The organism is Providencia sp. 2023EL-00965, from assembly GCF_033550225.1.
GTDB classification, from domain to species: Bacteria; Pseudomonadota; Gammaproteobacteria; order Enterobacterales; family Enterobacteriaceae; genus Providencia; species Providencia manganoxydans.
Window position 1 is genome coordinate 25244 of sequence record NZ_JAWUEH010000019.1, and the last position, 24203, is coordinate 49446.

Annotated in this window: 22 protein-coding genes; 11 read left to right on the forward strand and 11 right to left on the reverse strand. The window is 39.3% G+C overall.

Translation table 11 applies throughout. The features are described 5' to 3' along the window. Positions 1–60: 60 nt before the first annotated feature. From SC428_RS19420 to SC428_RS19460, 9 genes are all read right to left on the reverse strand, one after another. On the reverse strand, positions 61–1158 hold the full coding sequence (locus tag SC428_RS19420) for a fatty acid desaturase family protein (RefSeq protein ID WP_140182760.1): 1098 nt from the start codon (positions 1156–1158) through the stop codon (positions 61–63). Beyond that, a complete protein-coding gene (locus SC428_RS19425) occupies positions 1148–2272 on the reverse strand; it encodes a sterol desaturase family protein (protein WP_140182759.1) in 1125 nt (374 codons plus the stop codon). The genes SC428_RS19420 and SC428_RS19425 overlap by 11 nt, the downstream gene beginning before the upstream one ends. Continuing rightward, positions 2265–2885: a phosphatase PAP2 family protein gene (locus tag SC428_RS19430; RefSeq protein ID WP_070925363.1), complete on the reverse strand. Its 621-nt coding sequence runs from the start codon at positions 2883–2885 to the stop codon at positions 2265–2267. Before SC428_RS19430 ends, SC428_RS19425 begins: the two co-directional genes overlap by 8 nt. After that, the gene (locus tag SC428_RS19435) at positions 2882–4147 is read right to left on the reverse strand and encodes a F390 synthetase-related protein (RefSeq protein WP_318709841.1); all 1266 of its coding nucleotides are present in this window, start codon (positions 4145–4147) and stop codon (positions 2882–2884) included. Before SC428_RS19435 ends, SC428_RS19430 begins: the two co-directional genes overlap by 4 nt. Before the next feature lie 8 nt (positions 4148–4155). Continuing rightward, complete coding sequence (locus tag SC428_RS19440) at positions 4156–4959, reverse strand: MBL fold metallo-hydrolase (RefSeq protein ID WP_070925365.1); 804 nt, start codon at positions 4957–4959, stop codon at positions 4156–4158. After that, positions 4959–5960: an NAD-dependent epimerase/dehydratase family protein gene (locus SC428_RS19445; protein WP_318709771.1), complete on the reverse strand. Its 1002-nt coding sequence runs from the start codon at positions 5958–5960 to the stop codon at positions 4959–4961. The genes SC428_RS19440 and SC428_RS19445 overlap by 1 nt, the downstream gene beginning before the upstream one ends. Next, complete coding sequence (locus SC428_RS19450) at positions 5957–6949, reverse strand: 3-oxoacyl-[acyl-carrier-protein] synthase III C-terminal domain-containing protein (RefSeq protein WP_140182756.1); 993 nt, start codon at positions 6947–6949, stop codon at positions 5957–5959. The genes SC428_RS19445 and SC428_RS19450 overlap by 4 nt, the downstream gene beginning before the upstream one ends. Before the next feature lie 137 nt (positions 6950–7086). Then, positions 7087–7989, reverse strand: a complete 903-nt coding sequence (locus tag SC428_RS19455) for a LysR family transcriptional regulator (protein ID WP_140182755.1) — start codon at positions 7987–7989, stop codon at positions 7087–7089. A 62-nt stretch (positions 7990–8051) separates the two neighbouring features. Continuing rightward, positions 8052–9047: a nitrilase family protein gene (locus tag SC428_RS19460; RefSeq protein ID WP_070925367.1), complete on the reverse strand. Its 996-nt coding sequence runs from the start codon at positions 9045–9047 to the stop codon at positions 8052–8054. 1106 nt (positions 9048–10153) lie between these two features. Between SC428_RS19460 and SC428_RS19465 the strand changes: the two genes are divergently transcribed. The 6 genes from SC428_RS19465 (at position 10154) to SC428_RS19490 (ending at position 16114) form a co-directional block, all read left to right on the forward strand. Further along, positions 10154–10456 carry a helix-turn-helix domain-containing protein gene (locus SC428_RS19465; protein ID WP_070925368.1) on the forward strand — a complete coding sequence of 101 codons (303 nt, stop codon included), beginning with the start codon at positions 10154–10156 and terminating at the stop codon, positions 10454–10456. Positions 10457–10568: 112 nt separating this feature from the next. Then, a complete protein-coding gene (locus SC428_RS19470; RefSeq protein ID WP_070925369.1) occupies positions 10569–11132 on the forward strand; it encodes a fimbrial protein in 564 nt (187 codons plus the stop codon). A gap of 203 nt (positions 11133–11335) precedes the next feature. Next, a complete protein-coding gene (locus SC428_RS19475; protein WP_318709775.1) occupies positions 11336–13831 on the forward strand; it encodes a fimbria/pilus outer membrane usher protein in 2496 nt (831 codons plus the stop codon). Between the two features lie 11 nt (positions 13832–13842). Beyond that, a complete protein-coding gene (locus SC428_RS19480) occupies positions 13843–14571 on the forward strand; it encodes a molecular chaperone (protein WP_140182753.1) in 729 nt (242 codons plus the stop codon). An 84-nt stretch (positions 14572–14655) separates the two neighbouring features. After that, complete coding sequence (locus SC428_RS19485; protein WP_318709778.1) at positions 14656–15132, forward strand: fimbrial protein; 477 nt, start codon at positions 14656–14658, stop codon at positions 15130–15132. 16 nt (positions 15133–15148) lie between these two features. Next, complete coding sequence (locus SC428_RS19490; protein ID WP_140186408.1) at positions 15149–16114, forward strand: fimbrial protein; 966 nt, start codon at positions 15149–15151, stop codon at positions 16112–16114. Positions 16115–16198: 84 nt separating this feature from the next. Here the strand turns inward: SC428_RS19490 and SC428_RS19495 are convergent, their stop codons facing one another. After that, complete coding sequence (locus SC428_RS19495) at positions 16199–17845, reverse strand: fumarate hydratase (RefSeq protein ID WP_070925372.1); 1647 nt, start codon at positions 17843–17845, stop codon at positions 16199–16201. A gap of 877 nt (positions 17846–18722) precedes the next feature. Here SC428_RS19495 and potA point away from each other — a divergent pair. From potA to potD, 4 genes are all read left to right on the forward strand, one after another. Then, positions 18723–19832 carry a spermidine/putrescine ABC transporter ATP-binding protein PotA gene (gene potA / locus SC428_RS19500; RefSeq protein WP_070925373.1) on the forward strand — a complete coding sequence of 370 codons (1110 nt, stop codon included), beginning with the start codon at positions 18723–18725 and terminating at the stop codon, positions 19830–19832. After that, positions 19819–20682, forward strand: coding sequence for a spermidine/putrescine ABC transporter permease PotB (potB, locus tag SC428_RS19505; protein WP_140182750.1), 864 nt, complete (start codon positions 19819–19821; stop codon positions 20680–20682). The genes potA and potB overlap by 14 nt, the downstream gene beginning before the upstream one ends. Next, a complete protein-coding gene (potC, locus tag SC428_RS19510) occupies positions 20679–21464 on the forward strand; it encodes a spermidine/putrescine ABC transporter permease PotC (RefSeq protein WP_070925374.1) in 786 nt (261 codons plus the stop codon). Before potB ends, potC begins: the two co-directional genes overlap by 4 nt. 187 nt (positions 21465–21651) lie before the next feature. Then, positions 21652–22701 carry a spermidine/putrescine ABC transporter substrate-binding protein PotD gene (potD, locus tag SC428_RS19515; protein WP_070925375.1) on the forward strand — a complete coding sequence of 350 codons (1050 nt, stop codon included), beginning with the start codon at positions 21652–21654 and terminating at the stop codon, positions 22699–22701. 102 nt (positions 22702–22803) lie between these two features. Here the strand turns inward: potD and SC428_RS19520 are convergent, their stop codons facing one another. After that, positions 22804–23361: an NADPH-dependent FMN reductase gene (locus SC428_RS19520; RefSeq protein ID WP_140182749.1), complete on the reverse strand. Its 558-nt coding sequence runs from the start codon at positions 23359–23361 to the stop codon at positions 22804–22806. 418 nt (positions 23362–23779) lie between these two features. Here SC428_RS19520 and SC428_RS19525 point away from each other — a divergent pair, with 418 nt between their 5' ends. Then, a complete protein-coding gene (locus tag SC428_RS19525) occupies positions 23780–24115 on the forward strand; it encodes a tRNA-binding protein (protein WP_070925376.1) in 336 nt (111 codons plus the stop codon). The last annotated feature ends 88 nt before the right edge of the window (positions 24116–24203 follow it).

Genomic DNA, 24203 nt, shown 5'->3' on the forward strand with positions numbered 1-24203 from the left:
AGTTGATACGTTTAAATATCATATTCAGACAATAAATCACAAGGATTAAGTCTTTGTGATTTATTTTTTACCTTGCCCCATTTCTTTTAAGAATCGCTGCTGGTAACTAAATAATTCTTTAGAAGAAATGCAATGATAATCCATTGAGAATTGTTTGGCGGTATCTTCAATGATTAATGCTAAAGCTGGATAATGGCGATGATTCCAATTTGGAAATAAATGATGGGTTAAATGTAAGTTCAAACCACCTAACCAATAAGTTAACCAGCGGGGTTTGGTATGCCAATCGTAAGTGGTTGAAAAAGTATGATGGTAAAACCCATGTGGCATATTGCCTTGTTCTGGTGGTGTATAGAAGGTGGCTTTTGCCCAGTGAGTTCCCAATATCAAGACGACAAACACCAAAGAAGCCAACATTTGGCTCAATAAATAGATCAGTAATAGGGTTCCTAGGTCAATGTGTTTATCGGCAAGGGCGTAAAATGGAATAACAATCGCCACGACAATATGCAGCAGTTTGGCCAATAAAAATGCCATGATGCCGCGTTGCCCTTGATGACGCATATGTGGAGCGACTCGTGTAAAGTGGAATCGGTCTAACCAATCAAATAACCAAATCAGCGCTGGGAAGGTTAATGCTGCAACAAGTGGCCAATAAAGATGTTGCGCCCTCATAAAAGGGTACCAACGTTGGTGAGGTGTTTGTCGCAATACAAAGTTTTCTTCAATATCCAGATCATAATGGCGAATATTGGTGTGAGCATGATGGAAAATAATATGTCGTACTCGCCAACATTCAGGATCGAGGCCTAGAGGGATGGTGACCCAAAAATTAAGCCAGCGATTAGCTTTCGCCTGTTTGAAAATCGCATTGTGAGAGGCATCATGAACAAGATTGATTGCAAGTAGTAAGGCAAAGCAGATAAATAGCGGATAAAATACAAAAAAAGCCCACGTACTATTTAACCACAATGCAGCAGCATAACACCCCAAGCAACAACTCATCAGCAAGATACTTTTTAGGTAAAATTGGCTGTCAGCAAAACGGTGATCGCCACGCTGTTGCAAATAGTGGTTCGCTGCCTTCATCAATGCTTGGCGAAACGCTTGATCAAGGCGTTGTTGATAGCCAAGCGGCCTAAGTGGTTCAGGACGCATGCTTAACCTGCTTAGGCTGTCGGCCTATGCCAAACAGTAATAGTAGACTATGCAGCCAAAGAGCCGCAGTAAAGATTAGCCAAAATGGGCTAAGCCATTGCCAAATAAATAACACGCAAACAAATAATATAGAAGCAATGGTGAACCAGCTCCATAGGCCGGTTGTACTGCCGTCAGAAAGCCCCGATAAAGCTAAAGTACCGGAGGCAAGTAGCACAAATAGAATGACTTGCTGGAGCGTGGTTCCTTGGTAGCCATAGCCATATAAATACACATAGCCAATGACTAATGTGAAAAGTAACAGTGTCCCCAATACAAGCTGCCATTGATTGATTTGATACTGTGAAACCTTTTGCTTAATCGACAGTGGTTTGCCCTTGAATATGCGCCAAAATGGACGGTTATTATCAATAAACGGATTTTCAGTCGCAGGTTCACCTTTGATGCCATAGTGGTACTCGGTATCAGGAAGGGCAGAAAATGTGCCGAACCATTTATCCCAAAAAATAAAACTACCGCCAAAATTACGATTTGAATAATGGCCTTCTTTTACATGGTGAACGCGATGGTGAAGTGGAGTAACCATGATTTTTTCCCACCAACCGAGATGTGGTATCAAAGCACTATGGTTAAAAAACTGGATGCTATAGTGCAGGATCGAAATAGTGATAAAAATATCTAGCGGCACCCCAAGTAGCGCTAACACCATAAAAAAGGGAATTGAGGTTAATGACGAATACCATGAATTGCGCACACCCAGTGAGAGGTTAAAGTGTTCACCTTGATGATGCACCACATGGACAGCCCACAATAAACGGAATTTATGGTGTAAACGGTGTAACCAATAGAAGCCAAAATCCCAAGCAAATAAGGTAAAAATCCAAACTAAGGCGATAGGCCAATGATCCACGACACCCAATGAAAAGTGACTAACCACAAAACCGTAGCAAAATAGTTCTAAGCCACGAAATAGCCACAACATGATATGGCCTGAATTGAGGTTAAATACCCATTCTTGCCAGCTAATCGAGCCTTTCTGAGTTTTCACAATAATGACTCCCTCAAGAGTCACAACCAGCAACATGAAGATAATAGGAAAAGTTAATTCATTCACTAGCGCTTTCTCCATGGGGCAAACGGTTTTGTATCCAGCGGGCAATATACAGTGCCGCGATTGCTGTGATAGCCCCTGTGACTACATCAATAAATAGATGACGCTTCAATACTAAAACAGAAAAACAGATAGCAGCGGCCCATAATAAATAAAGAGTCGTACGAAATTTGTGATGTTTTGACCATAATGCATTGAGCACGACAAGAGTCAATGAGACATGTAGAGAAGGTAATAAGTTTTGTGGACTATCGACACTTATCAAATCACACAATGCTCGTTCAGACAGTGAAATACATTCAATAAATGGATAATGCATGGTGGTTGGATAAATCAGATAAACAGCCCCCGAAACTAAAGCACAGACTATCATGGCTAACATTAAAGAGCGTATACGATGGTAGGCGCTAAATAAGTAACCGAGAGGGATAAATAGGAAAAAAGACAGATAAACCCATATTGCATTGGGGCTGTATGCGACAGCATTATCAACCCAACTTGGGGACAATAATGTCGCATGATCACTGATTTTGCCGGTGAAGTTATACACAATGCCGACAGTTCCCCAGCCAATCAGGCAAGAAAGCAAGCGTAAGAGAATATGATTAAAATTCATTCAGCACCTTCACGCGTGATCCTTCTGCGCTTTACGGCAAAAGACGGTAATACGGGGTCAGCGGTGAGAGTCCAAGAAAGCTTATCGGTATCAATATGCTGTTTTGCAAAATAAGCTACTAGATGGCGCTGGCACTGGGTTAATTGATGCGCAGAGCATTCACTCTGTAATGTCAGGTGGTTACCTTTTTGGAGTAGCCTAAAATCAGCCGTGATGGGTAATTGATTCACGATAATACGCGCAACGGGATCGGCAAACAGGGTGATTAAATTACCATCATGATCAGGTAATAAAAGTTGATCGTCACAACGACCTTCTATTTGCTCAATAGCTAATTGAGGATCACCGCAAGGACAAGGTGTATCTCGTACGACTAAAATATCATCGAGTTGATAACGAACGATTGGCTGTGTTTTACGAGTAAAATCGGTAATGATTGGTGAAAAACGCCGTTCATCTAACCAATGTGGTTCAATATGCAAAAAAGCCTCATTGAGATGCATCGTCCCATGCGGACATGTGCAGCCTAAAAAACCTTCTGTCGCTTGATACACTTCAGCGACATGGGGAAAGCATTGTTGCAACCGTTGCTTATCATGGGGTTGTAAAACCTCGGCAACGGAAATGACTTGATTGACATTAAGCTGTATACGCTGCTCTTCTACCGCTTGAGCAATTGCACATAATACTTGAGCTGGGGCGACAATGATGGATGGCTGATAACGTTCCAATGCCTGTAGTTGTTGGCAAAAATCTGCATAGAGATCGTAGAAACGCAGTGAGATCCAACGGTTATTCACACTCTCATATAGGTTATTATTAGCACGTAAAAACAAGGCCACGCGCTCACCCTTGAATAAGCCATTTGGCAACATTTTGGCTAACATGCTACCTGACCAGATATGCTGCTCTTGAGGGCTGACGACAAACAACCCACGACGCCCAGAGGTTCCAGAGGACAGCCCAACACTGTACTTGCCAACTTTGGGGGCAAAATCACGTGATTGTTCGCTTTGCTGAGCACAATGGAATAGTACTTGGCTAGATAAACCTGCGGTATTCATTTGATCGAAGTGATCCATCATGATTTGTTTATTCATAATGGGAAATTGTTCAAGAGGGCTCTCAATAAAGGCTCTAAAATAGGGGCTTTTACGCAATACCTTATGTTTGAAAGCCGTAAGCTGTTTTTGCTGATAAGCTTCTAGTTCAGCTCTACTTTTAAAATGGCGATGGCGAGTACGCCAATAATGCCATAGCATTGCGAGTATCAAATTAACTCCCCTTCGTGACACAGCTGAATGGCAATATTTTGCTTATCAAGTTCATGTAATTTATTCAGAGTTTGATAATAAGCTTGTTTATTATCCATGATGATATGTGCAATCGCCATTGGGCCACGTAATTCACGGTAATTGGTTGGGGACCAAGCGGCATCCCCTGCCAGCAATACCCAGCCATGCTCAGTGAGGACGCATAGGCCGATATGCCCTGGGGCATGTCCCGGTAGTGGAACAATCAATAATGTTTTTTGTGAGTTGACAGCGAAGCCTTGACCTAAGATTTGTAATTCAGCGGGCAGATCAACGGCTTCAAAACCTTCATAAAACTGTGCGCGTTGTTCAAAGTCCTCTGGGATCAAACCGCGAACAAAAGCCCCTTTAAGCGCTGCAAAGCCAGTTAGTCCGCGTGTTTTTTGCCAGCCATCGCCTGAACAGAGAAGCGGCACATCGGGGAAATCACGGAGACCTGCAATATGATCACCATGAAAATGTGACAAAATAATGCCATTGAGATCGCTAGGGGTGATCCCTTCATGAGCAAGTTGGTTAATGAGTGCATCTTTAGGGTCAAAATAGACAGGTGTGACAGTACGGTATAAACGCATGATGCCATTACGGGTACTTTCATAAAAGTGGTTTGCATAACCCGTATCAAATAGCCAACGCTGCTTTTCATTATGTATGAGCCATGCCCTAGCAGGAAATTTACATGCCTTAAAACTGGCTCCTTTGAGCGCTACGCAACCGGGGTGAGTGCAGTATCCGACTTCGAATTGCTGGATAGTTAACATCATTTCTCCTGCTGACGGAGCCATTGTGCAGTTAAATGGATCCCTTCTTCCATATCAATAATAGGGGTATAGCCTAACTCTTGCTGTGCTTTACGGTTATCAAGTGTCATGGTGAAATACGCCGCACCTAAACTATAGCGAGTGAGCAATGGCTCTTTTTTGGTGAGATGAGAAAACCCCTCCAGCAATGTCGCTAGTGTGAATAACACGGGATAGGGTGCAGCGCTTATCTGACAATCTAATTGTAACTCATTAAATAATTGCTCTAAGGTTTGCCTGAGTGGTTGAGGTTGCTGGTTCGTTATATTATAGGAAGAACCACTTATGAGTTTGTTTTGAGTAGTGGCTAACATCATGCTGTGCACAACATTGCCAACGTAGGTTAAATCAAAGGCGTTTTTTCCACCATCAGGTAGAATGAGTTTTCCATTTCTGGATTTTATTTGCGCCAATAAACGTGGCAACAGCACGCGATCATAAGGACCAAACAACCCTCTAGGCCGAAGAATGGTATAACGGGTTTGCGGATAGTAAGCAACACTACGAGCAATAACGGTTTCCGCTAAATATTTGGTTCTTGCGTAGTGATTGGCGAAACGGAAATTGGCTTGTGATTCAGGAATATTTTGCTGATGTGTGAAATTAAAATAAATCGCGGGGGTTGAGATATGAATAAATCGCGAAATCTGCTGTTCACCTGCGGTATCGGCTAACACTTGTGTTGCATAATAATTGATGCGAGCGAAATCATCATATTTCCCCCAAGGGGATGATAGCGCAGCACAATGCCAAACAGCATCACAATCGTGCATCATGGTTTTGGCATCTTTACTCGATAAATTAGCAAGATCACAAGGGTAAAATTGTGCGCCTTGTTGGGTAAGCAAAGTACCGATTTCTTGATTTCTCCCACAAGCCACCACTTGGTGTCCCTGTTGAAGGAGGCCATCAACAGCATTACGACCAAGGCCGCTGGTTGCGCCAGTCACTAAAATTTTCATGGGATCAGCACCATAGAGCAAAAAGCTAACCCAGCAGCGGTGCCAATCAGCATGACATTAGGTTGTCCATAAAAACGCCCACTGATGATTGCTTCATGGAGTGCCGAAGGGATCGATGCCGCGACTTGATTGCCGCGAAAACGATAAATATCAATTAATTGTTCTGATTTAACTCCTAAGCGTTGCCGCATATGTTCAAGGGATAAGTGGCTCGCTTGGTGGGGAACGACGGTACCAATCTGATTAAGCTGTAACTTTGAGTCAGTTAATACCTGCTGCATAAAATCTTCTACCAATGAAGATGCCATGCGAAATAGCTTTTTGCCTTGCATATGAAATAAAAAGTCATCGTCAGTCATGCCTGCGCGTGGGTTTTTACGTGTTCCCCCCGCGCGGATCTCGCACAGCTCGATGCCTTTAGTATGTGTTTCATGGTGATAAGTGATAATTCCGCTGGTGCCATCCCCTTTTTCGACAATCACGCATGCGGCACCATCACCAAAAATTAATGAGGATTCTTGGTCTTGCCAATCAATACCGCGAGAGGCCAAATCTGCCGAAACAATCGCAATGCGTTGATATTGGCTAGTGGCAAGAAAGCCTGCTGCAACTTGCAGTGCAGTGATAAAGCTGACACAGCTGGCATTCACATCAAAGCAAGCAATACCTTGTTTCAACGAAGATTGCTCAAGAATATGCGCGGCGGTGCAAGGCAGTGCTTGTACGGAAATCGCTGATGCTGAAATCAGCATATCAATGCTGTGTGGCGCAATGTGTTGGGTTTCTAGCGCCTGATGGATTGCCTTGGCGGCTAGTTCAGCTTGGGAGTCGTTATCTTGCGCATGGAAGCGGTGTTCAATACCGGAGCGTTTAGCAACATAACCTTTTGGTTTGTTGAGTTTAATATCCAACTGCCATGATTCTATTTTATTTTCAGGAAGCGCAATGCCTGATGAAATAATTTTTATTGGAGTTAGGCCATTAGGCATCGTGAGACTTACCTTTATAAATCATTATATTCGTCATACTTCAAGATGCAGGGTTGTTGCCTAGCTGCGTCGCGAATTATTTAGAGTATATAAATAGCAGAGTTCCTTTACCTGTCATATAGGATAAATGCTGCTATTTAAACAGGGGACCCTTGATTGAAGTGATGGACTGTTTCTTCAAGTAAAGTTGTTATTATATGTTGCAAATGGGCTGAATGTGATGAGAGCCAAGCTACATCAATCGGCCAGGTCGAAAATGGTTTATCTTCAAGAGGAATAAAGTGGATATCGTGATGGCTAATATGTCGAGCGCTATACGGTAATAAACTGATCCCTGCTCCAGCAGCAACTAAAGCAATAATGGTTTGAATATCACTAGACTCTTGGGCTGGTTTGAGTGATAGCTGCTGATGTTCTAAAAATTGGCTAATTTGCTGAGACAAACCCGCACCTCGCGCTTTGCGTAATGCCAAATAAGGATGGATTGTTAACAGCTGTTCTATGGGTTTATCCACCCATTGTGAATGTGAAATAGCGAGAGCTAAGGTTTCTTGTTTTAGCGGGTAGATTGAAAATTGTGATGGAAGTTTTTTGTCAGGGCGACGTAGAAAGGCTATTTGTAGCTGGCGGTTTTCCAATTTTTGGATCATGGTCTCTGATGGCATATCATCCAACGAAATTGTTGTCTGAGGTAAATGTTCCCGTAAGTGGGCAACAAAAAAAGAGGCTTCATGAAAAGCTGAAATGCCAAAGCCCACGCTCAGTGACGTTGGAAGTTGTGTATTTAGCTCAATAGCTTTATGTAGCAATTTTTCTGTTCTTGATAGAACTTGTTGAGCTAAAGGTAATAATGTTCGACCACTGTTTGTCAGGTGTGCTCCATGGCGCCCACGTTCAAATAAAACCACTGAAAGCTGCTGTTCAAGTAGCTTGATTTGTTTGGTTAGCGCCGGTTGGGTGATATGCAACAGTGATGCGGCCGCATGATAGTTAGCCGTTTCAGCTAAAATGACAAATGCACGTAATAAACGACTATCCATCATGCCTCTTTAATAATCTGAATGGGCCAAAACCATAATTAGTTTTATCAGTATATGACTTATTATGACTTAACACAGGGTTTTGAGATAGCCACCGCAGTATCAGCAAAGCGTACACTTCGGGTATCACGTTCATAACCCATGGTTTGTGTTAGCGCACCATATAGCTCAGGGCGGCGCCCTGAAAGCCAACGACGGCCTGTTGACATCGGGAGCAGGTCTAAATCGAGATCAGCAATAATGATGTCATCTTCTATTGCATGACTTTCTTTGATGATGCGGCCATATGGATCGATGAGCATGGCATTACCCGTGCGTATCTCGTCCTCATCTCGGCCGACCCCATTACTGAAAACGTAAAAAACACCATTATCATGAGCTCTAGCAGGTAGCCAGCGCATTAGCCAACCACGACCGTGTTCACCTTGAAATGCGTTACGCAGTGCTTCTGGTGCTTGTTGTCTATTTTCCCATAATGCCATCGGGATTGGTTTCATGCTGTGAGGGCTACGAGAATTTGTTCCACCTGTTTGGTGAGGCGCTAAAATAATATCAGCGCCCATTAATGCAGTAATACGTGAGTTCTCGATCAGGTTGTTATCCCAGCAGATCAAAATACCCGCCTTTACCCCCCAAGGTGTATCGAATACCGTGTAGCTATCACCTTGTTGGATGGTTTGATGTTCAAAAGGATGCAGTTTTCGATGTGCGTGATAGCTACCATCAGGCATACAGGCGACCCAAGTATTATAGCACTTATCATCTAAACCTCTTTCAATTAGCCCAACACCAATAATCATATTGAGTTCTTGTGCTCGTTGCCGGATCGGAGTGAGTGATGGACTATTATGTAAGGTTTCACTGAGTTGATAAACATCTTCATCGGACAATTTGGGGACATGCCAATAACCTGTAATACACATTTCAGGTAAAGCTAAAATTTGCACATTTTGTGAGGCAGCCTGATCGATAAAATGATGGATCTGCTGAAGGTTATAATCTTTGTCGGAAGCTTTATGTTGAAACTGTACGGTTGCAACTCGTATTTGTTTGGTCATGGCATCAACTCCTCTCTAATGAAAAGTAGATGACACCATATAATGAAACCTAAATATAATGAGATATTCTCTAATTCAATAACTATTGGTTATCGAATGGAGCGGTCTGGATAGAATATTGTATGCTTATCGCTTGAGTCGTTGGCCAAAAAGAGGGGTATTTCATCGATTGATTTTTAATTTTTTGTACAAACTGGTATTTAATATTGATAGTTGTATTTTTTCTAATCAATTTCGTGAGTTATTATCACATTTTTTTTGGGGTTTATGTTGTTTTGTCATAATTGGTGTATTAAATAGAAACACTTTTTATTGGTTTGTTACATTCGCCTATCCATATAACTGATTGATTATAATCATTTATTATTCTGAAAGATAAACTAAATACTAGTAAATATAACCAATAAGTCTGATTTGTTATGAGTTATAAGGTTAAAATCAGCTAAGCATTGATTAAGTATATAAAATGTATCTAAAAGGAGGCGATCTTAGTTTTTAATATGTTCCGTACTCCTTTATTGTGTATTGATTTGCTGCTGCACTCTTAGATTGAAAGGATCGGATAACATAAATAAACCATTGTGAATGGTAAAATTATTATAATCTAAAATAAGTGATTTAAATTAAATTTTAATTTAAATTATTTTAATTTCTCTATATATATCAATAATGAAATGAAATTATTTCATAATAGTACATGGAGTTTATTATTAAATTGTAACTAGAGAATTTTTTTATACAAATACAACTTTTAAGTGTAATATGTAATAGCTTTATTTATCATTGAGTTATGTGTTTAAATTTATTTTTTTCAAGAAGTTCAAACATAGTAAAATACTAACTAAATTATTTTAAAATTTAAGATTTTCTCAAAGGATATATTTGATAGGTTTTATCTAATTTGATTGATTGTATCGATCGTTACAAACAGTTTTACTTTCAAATAATGAAATCTATAATTAAGTCAAATCCCATATTTATAATCTGGGCTGTTTCTTTTAATTATGAAGATTTAAAATAACAATTTACTAAATTTACTATAGTTAAATCTTACTGATTTTTATTTTCGTCTATAGATCGCTTAATATGAGCTCGGGTCTGAACAAATGAAAAATGTAAACCAGATCGTTGGTAAAGAAATTCGCAGAAGAAGAAAGAAACTAGGTCTCTCTGGTATTGAGCTTGCCGATCTTATTGGTGTAAGCCAGCAGCAAATTTCTCGTTATGAAAGAGGGGAATGTAATATTACCTTAGGTAACCTTCTTAATTTAGCGAAAGCACTTGAAACAGACTTGATTTGTTTTTTTAATGACGATATTTTTTTAATTGAAAAATATTCTGAATCAAAGAAAACAGCCGAAAATAAATCTAACACTATGAAGTATAGAATGGTGAATCATTATTTATAGTTTGTAAATTATCTTTAATAAATAGTCTTAATGAAAATTAAATTCTACCTGACGATTTTATATCGTTAGGCAGTTTGTATGTCAGTCGTCTTTCTTAAAATAGGAATATAAAATGAAATTATCTAAAATTGCATTAGCTACAATCATTGCAGCTTCATTTGCAACTGGTATCGCAAATGCAGCAACTGTAGATCAAGGAAGTGGTGTTATTAACTTTAAAGGTAAAGTGATCAATGCACCATGTACTTTGCCTGGTGATGGCACCGTTAACGTCGATTTAGGTCAAGTTGCAAACAAAGTATTAGAAACTGGCAATAAATATAGCCAAAGCGTTCAATATACAATTGCATTAGAAAACTGTGACTTAGGCGAAGTTAAAGATTCAGATGATAATGTTCTATTCCCAGCTGTTAGCAAAGTTAAAGTCACTTTCTCTGGTACCCCTGATTCAACAAAAACTGAGCTATTAGCGAATACAGGTACATCTAAAGGCGTTGGTGTCCGTTTGATTAACGCTGATGGTGCAGTAATGAAAGTTGGTGATACTAGTGTTGAATTACCAATGGTTGCGGGTCCTAATAAGTTGACTTTCAGTGCACGTGTTGAAGCGAACGGTAGTAAAGTTGAAACAGGTAGCATTATCTCTCAAGCAACTTATGCATTAAATTATCTGTAATTTAATTCGTTATATTTTAAATTATCTAATTACTGATACAGTAAAAATACTTAAATCATGCATGTTATTTGCAAGGTTTGAGAGCTGTTTATCGTCTAGATAATACTTGAACTATACCGAAAATATTAAGTAACAGGTAATGAATTGCCTGTTACTTTCCATCTTTTGTTTTAATTGGTTTACCTATTTTGACAGGGATCATCATGTCTTTATCGCCTCAATTTAAAGTGAATAAAGTATTATTCTCTATTCTGCTGGCACTGTCTGTATCCGGTGTTTCTAATGCTGTAGAGTTTAATATGAATATTATTGATGCAAAGGATAGAGATAATATTGATCTCAGTCAGTTTTCTAACCCTGATTTTATACCCGCAGGTGAGTATCTTACGGATATTACATTAAATGGCCGAAAGCTCTCTGGACAATATTTAATTAAATTTAATGAAATTAATAAAGATACTTCTGCACTTTGTATAACCTCTGAAATGGTGCAATTATTTGCACTGAAAAAAAAAGTTAGCAATGAAATATTAAAGAATAAAAATGGTCAATGTGTTGAACTACCTAAATCAACAGATATTCACTATCGTTTCGATAAAGCTAACCAAAATATTTTATTTTCAGTGCCTCAAGCTTGGCTCGAATATGATGATCCTTATTGGGTGCCACCATCCCAGTGGGAAAATGGTATAACAGGTGCATTTATTGATTATAATTTATTTGCTAACTATTCTGCACCGAAAAATAATAGCGAAACGGTTAGTGCGAGTAGTAATGGTACCGCTGGGGTTAACTTAGGTGCGTGGCGCTTTCGTGCTGATTATCAATATCAATATAATCGTTCACAAGGAACAAGCAATCAGCGATTCGACTGGACTCAGCTGTATGCATTTAGAGCGTTTCCTGAATTAGGTGCAAAAATATTATTAGGTGAGTCTTATTTGAAAACGGATATTTTTGATAGTTTCCGTTTTGTAGGGGCGTCATTTTTTAGTGATAGCCGAATGCTACCCCCTTCTATGCGTGGTTATGCACCTCAAATTACAGGAATTGCACAAACCAATGCAACCGTCATTATTTCCCAGAATGGGCGTGTGATTAAGCAAACACGAGTTGCACCGGGTCCGTTTAATATTCAGGACATTACTGAAGCGGTGCAGGGAACGTTGGATATTGCCATCGAAGAAGAAAATGGCTCAAAAACAACTTATCAGGTGACTGCGACCTCACTGCCATTTTTAACTCGACAAGGCCAGCTGCAATATAAGTTTTCAGCTGGTGAATCAAGTCCTTTCGGGCGTTCACAGCGAGTTGAACCACGATTTGTTGCAGGTGAAGTGTCCTATGGGCTATGGAGTAATACGTCCATATTTGGCGGTTTGATCGCGACAATAGATAATAATAACTATCAGGCTGTGAACATTGGTATTGGTCAAAATATGAACCAATTCGGTGCTATCTCGTTTGATATTACACGAACCAATGCAAGACTTGATCATTTTGGTACCTATTCTGGAAACAGTTATCGACTGAATTATTCTAAACGTTTTGAATCTACCAATTCACAAGTTACTTTTGCTGGCTATAAATTCTCGGAAAAAGAATTTTTAACCATGCCGCAATATATTGATGCGGCTAACGGTGTGTTGGATTTTAGACGCGATAAAAACGTTTATACCGCATCTTTTAATCAATATATCAGCCCACTTGATGTGACTTTGTATTTCAATGCCTCTCATCATCAATTTTGGAACAGTGAGTCGACAACAACATTTGGCATGAGTCTGAGCAAGATTTTCAGTTTAGGTAAACTGAAAAATATTTCGGCTACATTGTCGCTGAATAAAATTAAATATCAGGAAACGGATGATAACCAAGCCTATTTATCATTCTCTATACCTCTAGAGAGTGGTGGTTCTGTAAGCTATGACATGCAATATGCAGATGGTGGTAAAAGCTTAGGCCAATCTGTTGCCTATTATAGTGAGAACCTTAATAACAACTATTGGAGTTTGCGTGTTGGTGGAGATAAGCGTGAGTTAGGTCGTATGGAGCCAAATCTCAGTGGTAGCTACCAATATTCATCACCATACGGTGTGTTAAACATCAATGGTACTGATAACATTAATTCTTACAGAGCGTTAGGCGGAAGTTGGTATGGTTCGATGACTGCGACAAAATATGGCGCTGCCTTGCACCGTAATGGAACCGCAAATGAACCTAGGATCATGATTGATAGCGGTGATGTCGCCGGTATCTCAATTGACAATGGCCTATCAGTGACTAACCGTTTTGGGGTAGGTGTAGCAACCAGTTTAAACAGTTTTTCTAACTCTGATGTATATATCGACATGAACACTCTACCAGATGATGTTGATGTGAATGACAATATTATTGGTAAAACCCTAACCGAAGGTGCGATTGGTTATCAAATGATCCGCGCAAACCAAGGTAAACGCATTTTAGCCGTAGTTCGTTTAGAAAATGGTAAATATCCACCATTAGGTACCAGTGTGGTGGAAATAAATAGCGGTAGAGAAGTGGGGATCATTGCTGACAATGGCATTGTTTATTTGACAGGTATTAACCCAGATGAGGAATATTCTGTTAAATGGGCTGGTGGAAATGAGCAATGCCGTTTGAACTTCACTAATTTTTCCGAGAAACAACAAAGTAAAGTTTTACTTCCCTGCCTTTAAAGGAAAGCGTTATGAATAAAATGTATCGATCCTCTGTTTGCTTTGCATTTATATTGCTGAGTGTGCAAACAGCATCAGCGGCAATTAATATTGACCGTACAAGGATTATTTTTCCGGGACAGGATAAATCTGTTAGTTTGGTTATTAATAATCAAAGCAAAACGATGCCTTATTTGGCGCAATCATGGATGGAAGATGAAAAAGGTAATAAGGTTTCTGAGCCTTTTACTGTGCTTCCTCCAATGCAACGAGTTGAGCCAAATGCAAAAAATCAAATAAAAATTATTAAAACTGAAGGATTAGATAAATTACCTCAAGATAGGGAATCATTATTTTATTTAAATGTGAGGGAAATTCCACCTGTTTCTGATAAAGAGAATGTGGTGCAAATCGCGATCCAGAGTCGTTTAAAAATGTTTTATCGACCACCTCAAATTGAAAACAACAGCGATAAAGTATGGGCTAAGGAACTTAAATACACTCACACAGGTCGCAATTTAGTGATTGCTAATCCAACAAAATATTATGTCACGTTGGGGTATTTAAGCAGTGACTCAAAGAATAATTTTCCGGGTTTTGAAAGTGTAATGATTGCCCCGATGTCACAAGAAACGGTCACGGTTCCTGCCACACCTTTTAGTCAGTTATACAGCGGTTATATGGATGATTATGGTGGAATGAAAATGCTTACCTATCAGTGTGCTGCCTCCGTTTGCCAATTAACTAAAGATAGTAAATAGGAATTGACGATGAGAAATTGCTACGCATCAATAGGCTTGTTTATTTGTATGCTATTTTCTAGCACTATTTATGCAGATAGTAGCATGATGAAAGGTGATTTGAATTTTACCGGTCAAGTTATTTCATTGCCTTGTAAGATCAGTTTTTCATCATTGGATCAGAATATTGATTTAGGACCGATTTCTCTTAATTTTTTTAATGAAATAGGGGACAGAAGCCCCAAACAAGAAATTAAATTGAAATTTGATGATTGTATTTTTCCTTCATTCAATCGTAATGACAAGGAGCCAGTAGTACGGATCATGTTTATTTCTGAGCCAACAAAAAGCACTGACCGTAATTTATTTGGCGGTAAAACCCTTTTAAACGGTTACGGTATTCGGTTAATGGATAAAAATGGGAATACGGTGCCAAATGGAGAGTATCGTAATTACCCTATTTATTTTGACGATAACCAGCAAATAACAATTTATTCAATGTTAGAAAGCTATCTTCCTCGAAAAGATTTAACTGTAGGGAATATTAAAACACAAATTACGTTGAGTATTGCCTATCTTTAATTAAGGTGTATAACGCATGATACACAGAAATATCAAATATAGTAGTTTCTTACTTTTATTATTATTAACGTTTTTCAGTACAAGGGTATTCGCTTTAGATTGCGTGGAAAGTGGTACCGGTGTGGTTATTAAACCCCCTGTCCCTGTTGGGCAACTGGCTATTCCAGCAGATACGCCTGCTGGTACCATTATATGGCAGTCTGATCCTATGACTGTGACAGTATTTTGCGATAATGTACTTGGGAATATGGTTGACGTCGTTCATATGTATTTCAACCCAACATCCCAGAAATTAGGGACTGGCCTATTACTAGGCGCTAATTACCAAGGCCAGCAGCTGGAGCGTGATAAACAAAAAGTCAGTTTAGGGACACCACCTATTAGTGGAAAACAAAATGTTACGGTAGTCGTTAATTTCACACTGTATATTAAAGTTACAGGGGTTGTCCCCCCATCAGGACATTACGATGGTGATAATCAATTTACCGTTTTCCAATTTGATGGTAGTGGTGGAATAAATACGACACCAGGTGCAAAAAACCTAAGATATTCAATTTCAGGGTTGACAGGCATTCGATTTTTAAAATGTGGTGCAGATATTAAAGTTTACCCTGAATCTCAGCAAATTGATTTTGGCCAACTGATGATCACGGAATTGAATCGCGGCCAAGAGTTTACGAAGCAATTTCAAGTTCAAGCGTTAAAAAGAGGCTGTTTAGATAATTTCTCGATGAATGTTAATTTTGAAACAACCGATAAGCTTAACGGTGATTATGCGATTGACCTAGGAAATGGAACAAATTTGACCATCGCAGATGATAAAAACAATCCAGTGAAGTTTAACTATTTCGAGTTTTTTGGTTCCTTACCTAAGGGAAGCACATCTGTTACGCGAACGTATAATGCATCGATTAAGAAATCCAGTACGGTGAAAACAGGGAGCTTTAATGCCTCGACCATTGTACGAATAAATTATTATTAGTAATTTTTGTGGAAGTGTTTTGCCAGGGAATGGCTTTATTGCGCATTAACAAAAAGGTGGCAGGATTAACTGCCACCTGCTTTATTATTTAATACAATGTTTACAGGTTTGATCTTGAACCTGCTCAAAGAAGTTATTCCCTTTATCATCCACTAAAATAAAGGCAGGCAGTCCTTCAACTTCCATTTTCCATACAGCTTCCATGCCGAGTTCTGGGTATTCAAGGCAGCTTAAGCTTTTGACGTACTCTTGCGCAAGTATTGCTGCTGAACCACCAATACTTCCTAAATAAAAACCTCCATGTTTTTTACACGCATCGGTGACAGTTTGGGTGCGATTTCCTTTTGCTAACATCAGCATGCTACCACCATGGGATTGAAAGAGATCAACATAAGGATCCATTCGATTTCCAGTGGTAGGACCTAAAGATCCGGAAACTTTATCTTCAGGTTTTTTCGCTGGTCCTGCATAGTAAACCATGTGATCTTTAAAATATTGTGGTAGCTCTTCGCCACTATCGAGGCGTTCTTTGAGCTTCATATGGGCGATATCACGCGCAATGATGAGTGGCCCACTGAGTGACACCCGCGTAGAAACTGGATGTTTACTGAGTTCAGCTAAAATATTTTTCATTGGTTGGTTTAAATCGATATGCACCACTTTAGCTTCATTGTGATGGCGTAATGACTCTGGAATATATTGCGCAGGATTGTGCTCCATTTTTTCAATCCATATTCCGTGTTTATTGATCTTCGCTTTGATATTGCGATCAGAAGAGCAGGAAATCGCTAATCCGATCGGACAAGAGCCGCCATGACGAGGCAAACGGATAACTCGAACATCATGTGCGAAATATTTCCCACCAAACTGAGCACCAAAGCCGAAGTGGCGAGTCGCTTCTAATAAGGTTTCTTCCAATTCAATATCGCGGAAAGCTTGACCATGTTCATTACCTGATGTCGGTAAATTATCATAATATTTTGTTGACGCCAGTTTTGTCGCTTTTAAGGTTGCTTCTGCTGAGGTACCACCAATAACAAAGGCGATATGATAGGGAGGGCAAGCTGTTGTACCTAGTGCCTTCATTTTTTCAATTAAAAATGCTTTGAGTTTGTTGGGCTCTAAGATTGTTTTTGTTTCTTGAAATAAAGCGGATTTATTGGCTGAGCCAGCGCCTTTATTGACGAATAAAAAATGGTATTCATCGCCTTCGGTGGCAAAAATATCAATTTGAGCAGGTAAATTAGTGCCGGTATTGACCTCGGTATACATATCTAGCGCAGCATTTTGTGAAAAGCGTAGATTCTCTTGCTGGAAAACTTGATAAACACCCCGTGATAATTGCTCCGCGTCGTTACAACCAGTCCAAACTTGCTGGCCTTTTTTAGCTACAATGGTTGTTGTGCCAGTATCTTGGCAATTGGGTAAGATCCCTTTTGCAGAGATTTCTGCATTACGCAGTAGTTGTAACGCGACATACTTATCGTTTTCACTGGCTTCTGGATCCGACAAAATAGCGGCAACTTGTTTTTGATGGGCCGTTCTTAAAAAAAATTGGGAATCATAGATAGCTTGTGCTGCGAGTACGGTTAATGCTTCTGGTTCAATCTTTAATATATCCTTGCCAGCAAATGATTGTACAGAAACATACTTGTTAGTTAATTGATAATATTCAGTATTATCCTCTGCTAAAGGATACGGATCTTGATAGAAAAACTCTTTATTAGGCATTTTGTTCACTCACATATTAATTCAGTGGAATATATTCGTCATACTGCAAGTTGTGCGTTGTATGTTGAGGTAGGGTGATGAAACCCACTTATTACCTAGCTGTCCCTCGAATTATTTAGCGTATTTTGAAAATATGCCCCGTACAGGCGACTGTTATTACTAATTAAATTTTGTGTTTAGATGGTCGATAAAACCGAAATAGATGATACAAAAACTGAATACACTTATTTTTAATAGGGATATTATATTCAATAAAATGGACGAAATAATATGATATTGATTAACATTATAGGTATTAGGTTGCTATTAAAGTGAGAATTGGCATGGGATTGCTGAAGGGATATGTTATTAATGTTACAAGCTATTTGCTGATGAAACCTAAATTAACATGTGTTTATTCATCTTGAGCTAATATTCAGGCATTGATCGGATTTCTACCACTTAATTAACAAATTACTTTTAACAGTAAGACCTCTCACGCGATATATAGAGATAAAATATCGATGATGCTTATCATCTTAAGTGTAATAAAAATCATTATAAGACGTAACTCTATGAATAATATATTTAACTTATTTAGAGTATCGCTAGTGTGTGGAGGAGGAAGGACAAAAACTTCAGATCACTAACAATCTTGTTAAGTTGCTTATTTTTCTCATAAAGACAATTATTTCATTGAATTTTCAAAATGAAAGACAAATGAAGTGCCGAAAATGGCTTTCAATTTGCACTAACTGTGTTTATCATGCAGCACTTAATGAAATTTAAATGGCGCTACTGGTTTTGGGCTTTGCTGGGGTTATCTCCGATGAGCTTATACAGTCTTTAACGGTAGCGATTCTATCTGCATTATTAGTAGGGATAGAGTGTAATATAAATGACTGAGACAACCTCTCTGACACCACTCGTTGAATTAAAAGCATTAAATAAAGCTTTTGATGGCAAACAAATTATTTCTGAGCTTGACTTAACCATCCAAAATGGTGAGTTTCTAACCATTTTAGGGCCTTCTGGCTGCGGCAAAACAACGGTTCTGCGTTTAATTGCTGGCTTAGAAGATGTTGATGACGGCAAAATTATTCTTGATGGTCAGGATATTACTGATATCCCTGCCGAGCATCGCTTTGTGAATACGGTATTCCAAAGTTATGCACTTTTCCCGCATATGACTGTTTTTGAAAATGTCGCTTTTGGCTTGCGAATGCAAAAAACCCCTGCTGATGAAATTCAAAAAAGAGTCGACCAAGTATTGCGCATGGTACAGCTTGATGATTTCGCGCAACGCAGACCCGCTCAACTATCTGGTGGGCAACAGCAACGTGTTGCGATAGCGCGAGCGGTGGTGAATCGCCCAAAAGTGTTGCTTCTGGATGAGTCGTTATCCGCCCTTGATTATAAGCTGCGTAAACAGATGCAGAACGAATTAAAAGCGCTACAACGCAAGTTAGGTATCACTTTTATTTTTGTTACGCATGATCAAGAAGAAGCGCTTGCCATGTCAGATCGCATTATCGTAATGCGAGAAGGTAAAATTGAGCAAGATGGTTCTCCTCGTGAAATTTATGAGGAGCCAAAAAACCTGTTTGTGGCTCAATTTATTGGTGAAATCAATATTTTTGATGCAAAAGTACTTTATCGTATTGATGAACAAAGGATCCGTGCCAGTGTAGAAGGTCATGAATGCGATATTTTCACTGCACTTCCTGTAGAAGAAGGCCAATCGGTTCATGTGTTACTACGTCCTGAAGATCTTCGAGTAGAAGAAGTCAACGATACAGAAAACTATCCAGGGTTGATTGGTTATGTTCGCGAGCGTAACTATAAAGGGATGACGTTGGATTCTGTTGTTGAGATGGAAGATGGCAAAATCATTATGGTCAGTGAATTCTTCAATGAAGATGATCCTGATGTTGATCACTCCTTAAACCAAAAAGTTGCTGTAACTTGGGTTGAAAGTTGGGAGGTAGTACTGGATGATCAAGCGTAAACACAAGATCCTGCAAAATGTGATTATCACAGGAGTCGTTGCTTGGTTAGTGTTGTTTGTATTTTTACCAAACATCATGATCATTGGTGCTAGCTTTTTGACTCGTAGTGATACAGACCTTGTTGATATGATTTTTACATGGGATAACTACATTCGTTTGTCTGATCCCATGTACGCTGAAGTTATGCTTCATTCTCTAAATATGGCGTTGATAGCCACTTTTTTCTGTTTGATTATCGGCTATCCTTTTGCGTTTATATTGGCAAAATTACCGAAACGCCTCCAACCTTTAATGCTGTTTTTATTGATAGTGCCATTTTGGACTAACTCATTAATCCGTATCTATGGATTAAAAGTTTTTTTAAGTACTAAAGGGTATTTAAATGATTTTTTGCTATGGATTGGCATTATCGATAAACCTATGAGGCTGATGTATACACCAGAGGCTGTCATATTAGGGTTAATCTATATACTGCTACCATTTATGGTAATGCCGCTCTATTCCAGTATTGAAAAACTGGATAAATCTTACTTAGAAGCAGCAAGAGATCTTGGCGCGAGCAAGTTCCAGACATTTGTGAAAATCATTATTCCGTTAACTATGCCAGGGATTATCGCAGGTTGTTTATTGGTTTTATTACCTGCAATGGGGCTGTTTTATGTGGCGGATTTGATGGGGGGAGCAAAAAACCTCTTGATAGGTAACGTTATTAAGAGTCAGTTCCTGAATATTCGCGATTGGCCGTTTGGTGCAGCAACGAGCATCTTCTTGACAGTGATGATGGGGCTATTGCTGTATGTGTATTACCGAGCTGCTAAGCTACTGAATAAAAAGGCATATGAAGAATGATCGGTCGCACGTTACGGGGTGGCTTTATGGCCATCATCTACGCTTATCTTTATATACCCATTATCATTTTGATTGTTAACTCTTTCAATGAATCACGTTTTGGGATTAATTGGCAGGGCTTTTCGACGAAATGGTACGAACTGTTAATGAATAATGACAGCCTGCTGCAAGCGGCTGGGCATTCCATAACGATGGCGGTATTATCGGCAACCTTTGCAACCATTATCGGCACATTAACCGCTGTTGCGTTATTTCGTTACCGCTTTAGAGGTAAGCCATTTGTTGGTGGAATGCTGTTTGTGGTGATGATGTCACCTGATATTGTGATGGCAATTTCTTTGCTTGTACTCTTTATGATCTTAGGTGTTTCCCTAGGTTTTTGGTCACTATTATTTTCGCACATCACTTTCTGCTTACCTTTTGTTGTCGTAACGGTATACGCAAGATTGAAAGATTTTGATGTGAAAATGTTGGAAGCTGCTCGTGATTTAGGTGCTGGTGAATTTACGATTTTGCGTAAAATTATCTTACCTCTTGCATTACCAGCGGTAGTTGCCGGTTGGCTACTAAGCTTTACTTTATCAATGGATGATGTGGTTGTTTCATCATTTGTGACTGGGCCAAGCTACGAAATCCTACCATTGAAAATTTACTCGATGGTCAAAGTTGGGGTTTCCCCAGAAGTTAACGCACTGGCTACCGTGTTATTATTAATGTCGCTGATTTTGGTCTGCTTGAGCCAATGGGTGATGCGAGATAAGCTGTCCAAGCAATCACAATAGTTTTAGTGGTAAAAAACTGAGCGGCAGCGATTGTCGCTCAATTCTTTTAATGCCATTTGGCGAAGAGGGTAGGTTCTGTTAGGAACCTATAAGATACATATACGCAAAATAATTCGAGTTTGTAACGGTTAGTTGTAACTTGATGCATGGCGAGTATAAACAACACTTTGTTGAGGAATGCTCAGTAATGAAAAAATGGTCCTATTTACTGGCTGCTGGTGTGATGGCTGCAAGTATTGGCGTGGCAACTGCCGCTGACGAAAATAAAGACGTACTGTATTTCTATAACTGGACAGAATATGTTCCCCCCGGTTTATTAGAGCAATTTACTAAAGAGACTGGGATCAAGGTGATTTATTCCACCTATGAATCAAATGAAAGTATGTATACCAAGCTCAAAACCTACAAAGAGGGCGCTTATGACTTGGTGGTACCTTCAACTTATTTTATCTCCAAAATGAGTCAAGAAGGGATGCTGCAAAAGATCGACAAAGACAAATTGAGTAATTTCAAAAATCTCGATCCTAACCTGCTACATAAAGAATTCGATCCACAAAATGATTACTCAGTGCCTTATATTTGGGGAGCGACAGGTATTGGGATTAACGGTGAAGCTGTTGACCCTGCGACTGTCACTTCTTGGGCCGATTTCTGGAAGCCTGAATACAAAAATAGTTTACTGATGATGGATGATGCACGTGAAGTATTCCAAGTTGCTCTAACTAAACTAGGCTATTCAGGGAATACCACCGACCCGAAACAAATAGAAGAAGCCTATAAAGAGCTACAGAAACTACGCCCTAATATCTTAGCTTTTAATTCTGATAATCCAGCAACTCCATTTATTGAAGGGGAAGTCGATGTCGGCATGCTTTGGAACGGCTCTGCGTTTGTTGCTCGCCAAGCAGGCTTACCGATTGAAGTGATATGGCCAAAAGAAGGCGGTATTTTCTGGATGGATAGTTTAGCCATTCCTGCGAATGCGAAGAATCCTGAAGGGGCTCATAAGCTAATTAATTTCTTATTACGTCCTGAAATTGCAGCTCAGGTCGCTGAGTCCATTGGCTATCCAACACCAAATCTTGAAGCGAAGAAAATGCTGCCAGCAGAAATTGCTAACGATCCATCACTCTATCCAAGTGAAGAAGTACTGAAAAAAGGTGAGTGGCAAAGTGACGTTGGTAATACCAATATTTTGTATGAAGAGTATTTCCAAAAGCTAAAAGCTGGCCGCTAATTGATTTGTTCTTGTTTATCTTAAAAATCTTAATGACTGCCGACAAACAGAATAGGTTTGTCAGCAGTTATAGGCATCGCGATTGGCGATGCCTTTTCTTGATTATTTCGCTATATTTTTTGTCACAAACAGTGCGTAGGCATCAGCCCATGTCTGGATAAACTCTTTACTCTTCTGGGCAAAATTATTTTGCTCATCCACCATACCATCAAACCATTTCAAAAAGCACTCAGGTTGATTGAGTGTTGGCATATTTAAAAATGCCAAGCTATTGCGCAGGTGCTGTTGTGCAATTGCTGTACTGATGTTACCGATTGAAACGCCAAGTATACCAGCAGGTTTGCCATTCCATGAATTATCACCCCACGGGCGGGAACCTTGGTCGATAGCATTTTTCAACACGCCAGGGATTGAGCGATTGTATTCTGGGGTAACAAAAATAATGCCATCACATTGGCTGATTTGTGATTTAAATTGAGCCACAGTCGTAGGCACATGCTGATCAGCATCTTGGTTGTATAAAGGAAGCTCACTAATATCAATGAACTTAAACGTGAAATGACTAGGGAACAGCTTAATCAAAGCATTTGCGACCTTTTTGTTGTATGAATCGGAACGCAAGCTACCAACAACAACACCGATTTGATATTGATTTGACATAATAAAACCCTTTTCACATGAATGAAGAAATACATTTTTATCTTAGTGCTTTATACGGTGGAAGGTGATATTTTCATCATCAAATATCACATTTAACGTAAGTGGTATACCGTTGTATCACGATTATGACTCATATAAAAATTTTAATCATTTCAGTAAATTTCTCAGTGAGAAAATTCATTATACATACTTTAAATAATTCGAAATGCAGGTAGATGCAGAGCATAGATCAACACGCCGACTCGGCGAGCGTAGCGTAATCAACCTCTTGCACCTTGATGTATGAGAAGTATAGTCATAACAGCGTTTTAGCCAGCTATGACCTTTTGACAATATAAAATGCGTGTTTGGCGATAAAAGCGCAACTCAATTTTATGCTAGTTTAAGTCATGATCAGATAATAACCCGAGACTAGAGTATGCAAATAATTGAATGGGATGATTTCACTCGTGTAGAAATGCGTGTAGGCACAATCATTAAAGCAGAAGTGAATAGCAAAGCCAAAAAACCTGCTTATGTGATGGAGGTAGATTTAGGCGAACTGGGCATTAAACGCTCAAGTGCACAGATCACCGTGAATTATACCCCAGAGCAGCTGATTGGTAAGCGAGTACTCTGTGTTTGTAACTTCGAAGTTAAGCGGATTGCCGGTATTAAATCAGAGGTATTGATTACAGGTGCACCCGATGAAAAAGGTGCGATTGTGTTAGCCGAATTTAATTTGCCGTTACCTAACGGTGCGCTTCTCGCTTAATCATTGTGTTTGTCATGACTTCACGTTACGTATTTTTTGCTAAGCCGCATGTGAATTATTTAGCGTAGGCCGCGCTTTAATTTTTAAA

Coding starts and splice junctions, on each gene's coding strand:
- SC428_RS19420 (WP_140182760.1), bottom strand. CDS start 1,158: ATGCGTCCTGAACCACTTAGGCCGCTTGGCTATCAACAACGCCTTGAT.
- SC428_RS19430 (WP_070925363.1), bottom strand. CDS start 2,885: ATGAATTTTAATCATATTCTCTTACGCTTGCTTTCTTGCCTGATTGGC.
- SC428_RS19435 (WP_318709841.1), bottom strand. CDS start 4,147: ATGCTATGGCATTATTGGCGTACTCGCCATCGCCATTTTAAAAGTAGA.
- SC428_RS19440 (WP_070925365.1), bottom strand. CDS start 4,959: ATGTTAACTATCCAGCAATTCGAAGTCGGATACTGCACTCACCCCGGT.
- SC428_RS19445 (WP_318709771.1), bottom strand. CDS start 5,960: ATGAAAATTTTAGTGACTGGCGCAACCAGCGGCCTTGGTCGTAATGCT.
- SC428_RS19450 (WP_140182756.1), bottom strand. CDS start 6,949: ATGCCTAATGGCCTAACTCCAATAAAAATTATTTCATCAGGCATTGCG.
- SC428_RS19455 (WP_140182755.1), bottom strand. CDS start 7,989: ATGGATAGTCGTTTATTACGTGCATTTGTCATTTTAGCTGAAACGGCT.
- SC428_RS19460 (WP_070925367.1), bottom strand. CDS start 9,047: ATGACCAAACAAATACGAGTTGCAACCGTACAGTTTCAACATAAAGCT.
- SC428_RS19465 (WP_070925368.1), top strand. CDS start 10,154: ATGAAAAATGTAAACCAGATCGTTGGTAAAGAAATTCGCAGAAGAAGA.
- SC428_RS19470 (WP_070925369.1), top strand. CDS start 10,569: ATGAAATTATCTAAAATTGCATTAGCTACAATCATTGCAGCTTCATTT.
- SC428_RS19475 (WP_318709775.1), top strand. CDS start 11,336: ATGTCTTTATCGCCTCAATTTAAAGTGAATAAAGTATTATTCTCTATT.
- SC428_RS19480 (WP_140182753.1), top strand. CDS start 13,843: ATGAATAAAATGTATCGATCCTCTGTTTGCTTTGCATTTATATTGCTG.
- SC428_RS19485 (WP_318709778.1), top strand. CDS start 14,656: ATGATGAAAGGTGATTTGAATTTTACCGGTCAAGTTATTTCATTGCCT.
- SC428_RS19490 (WP_140186408.1), top strand. CDS start 15,149: ATGATACACAGAAATATCAAATATAGTAGTTTCTTACTTTTATTATTA.
- SC428_RS19495 (WP_070925372.1), bottom strand. CDS start 17,845: ATGCCTAATAAAGAGTTTTTCTATCAAGATCCGTATCCTTTAGCAGAG.
- potA (WP_070925373.1), top strand. CDS start 18,723: ATGACTGAGACAACCTCTCTGACACCACTCGTTGAATTAAAAGCATTA.
- potB (WP_140182750.1), top strand. CDS start 19,819: ATGATCAAGCGTAAACACAAGATCCTGCAAAATGTGATTATCACAGGA.
- potC (WP_070925374.1), top strand. CDS start 20,679: ATGATCGGTCGCACGTTACGGGGTGGCTTTATGGCCATCATCTACGCT.
- potD (WP_070925375.1), top strand. CDS start 21,652: ATGAAAAAATGGTCCTATTTACTGGCTGCTGGTGTGATGGCTGCAAGT.
- SC428_RS19520 (WP_140182749.1), bottom strand. CDS start 23,361: ATGTCAAATCAATATCAAATCGGTGTTGTTGTTGGTAGCTTGCGTTCC.
- SC428_RS19525 (WP_070925376.1), top strand. CDS start 23,780: ATGCAAATAATTGAATGGGATGATTTCACTCGTGTAGAAATGCGTGTA.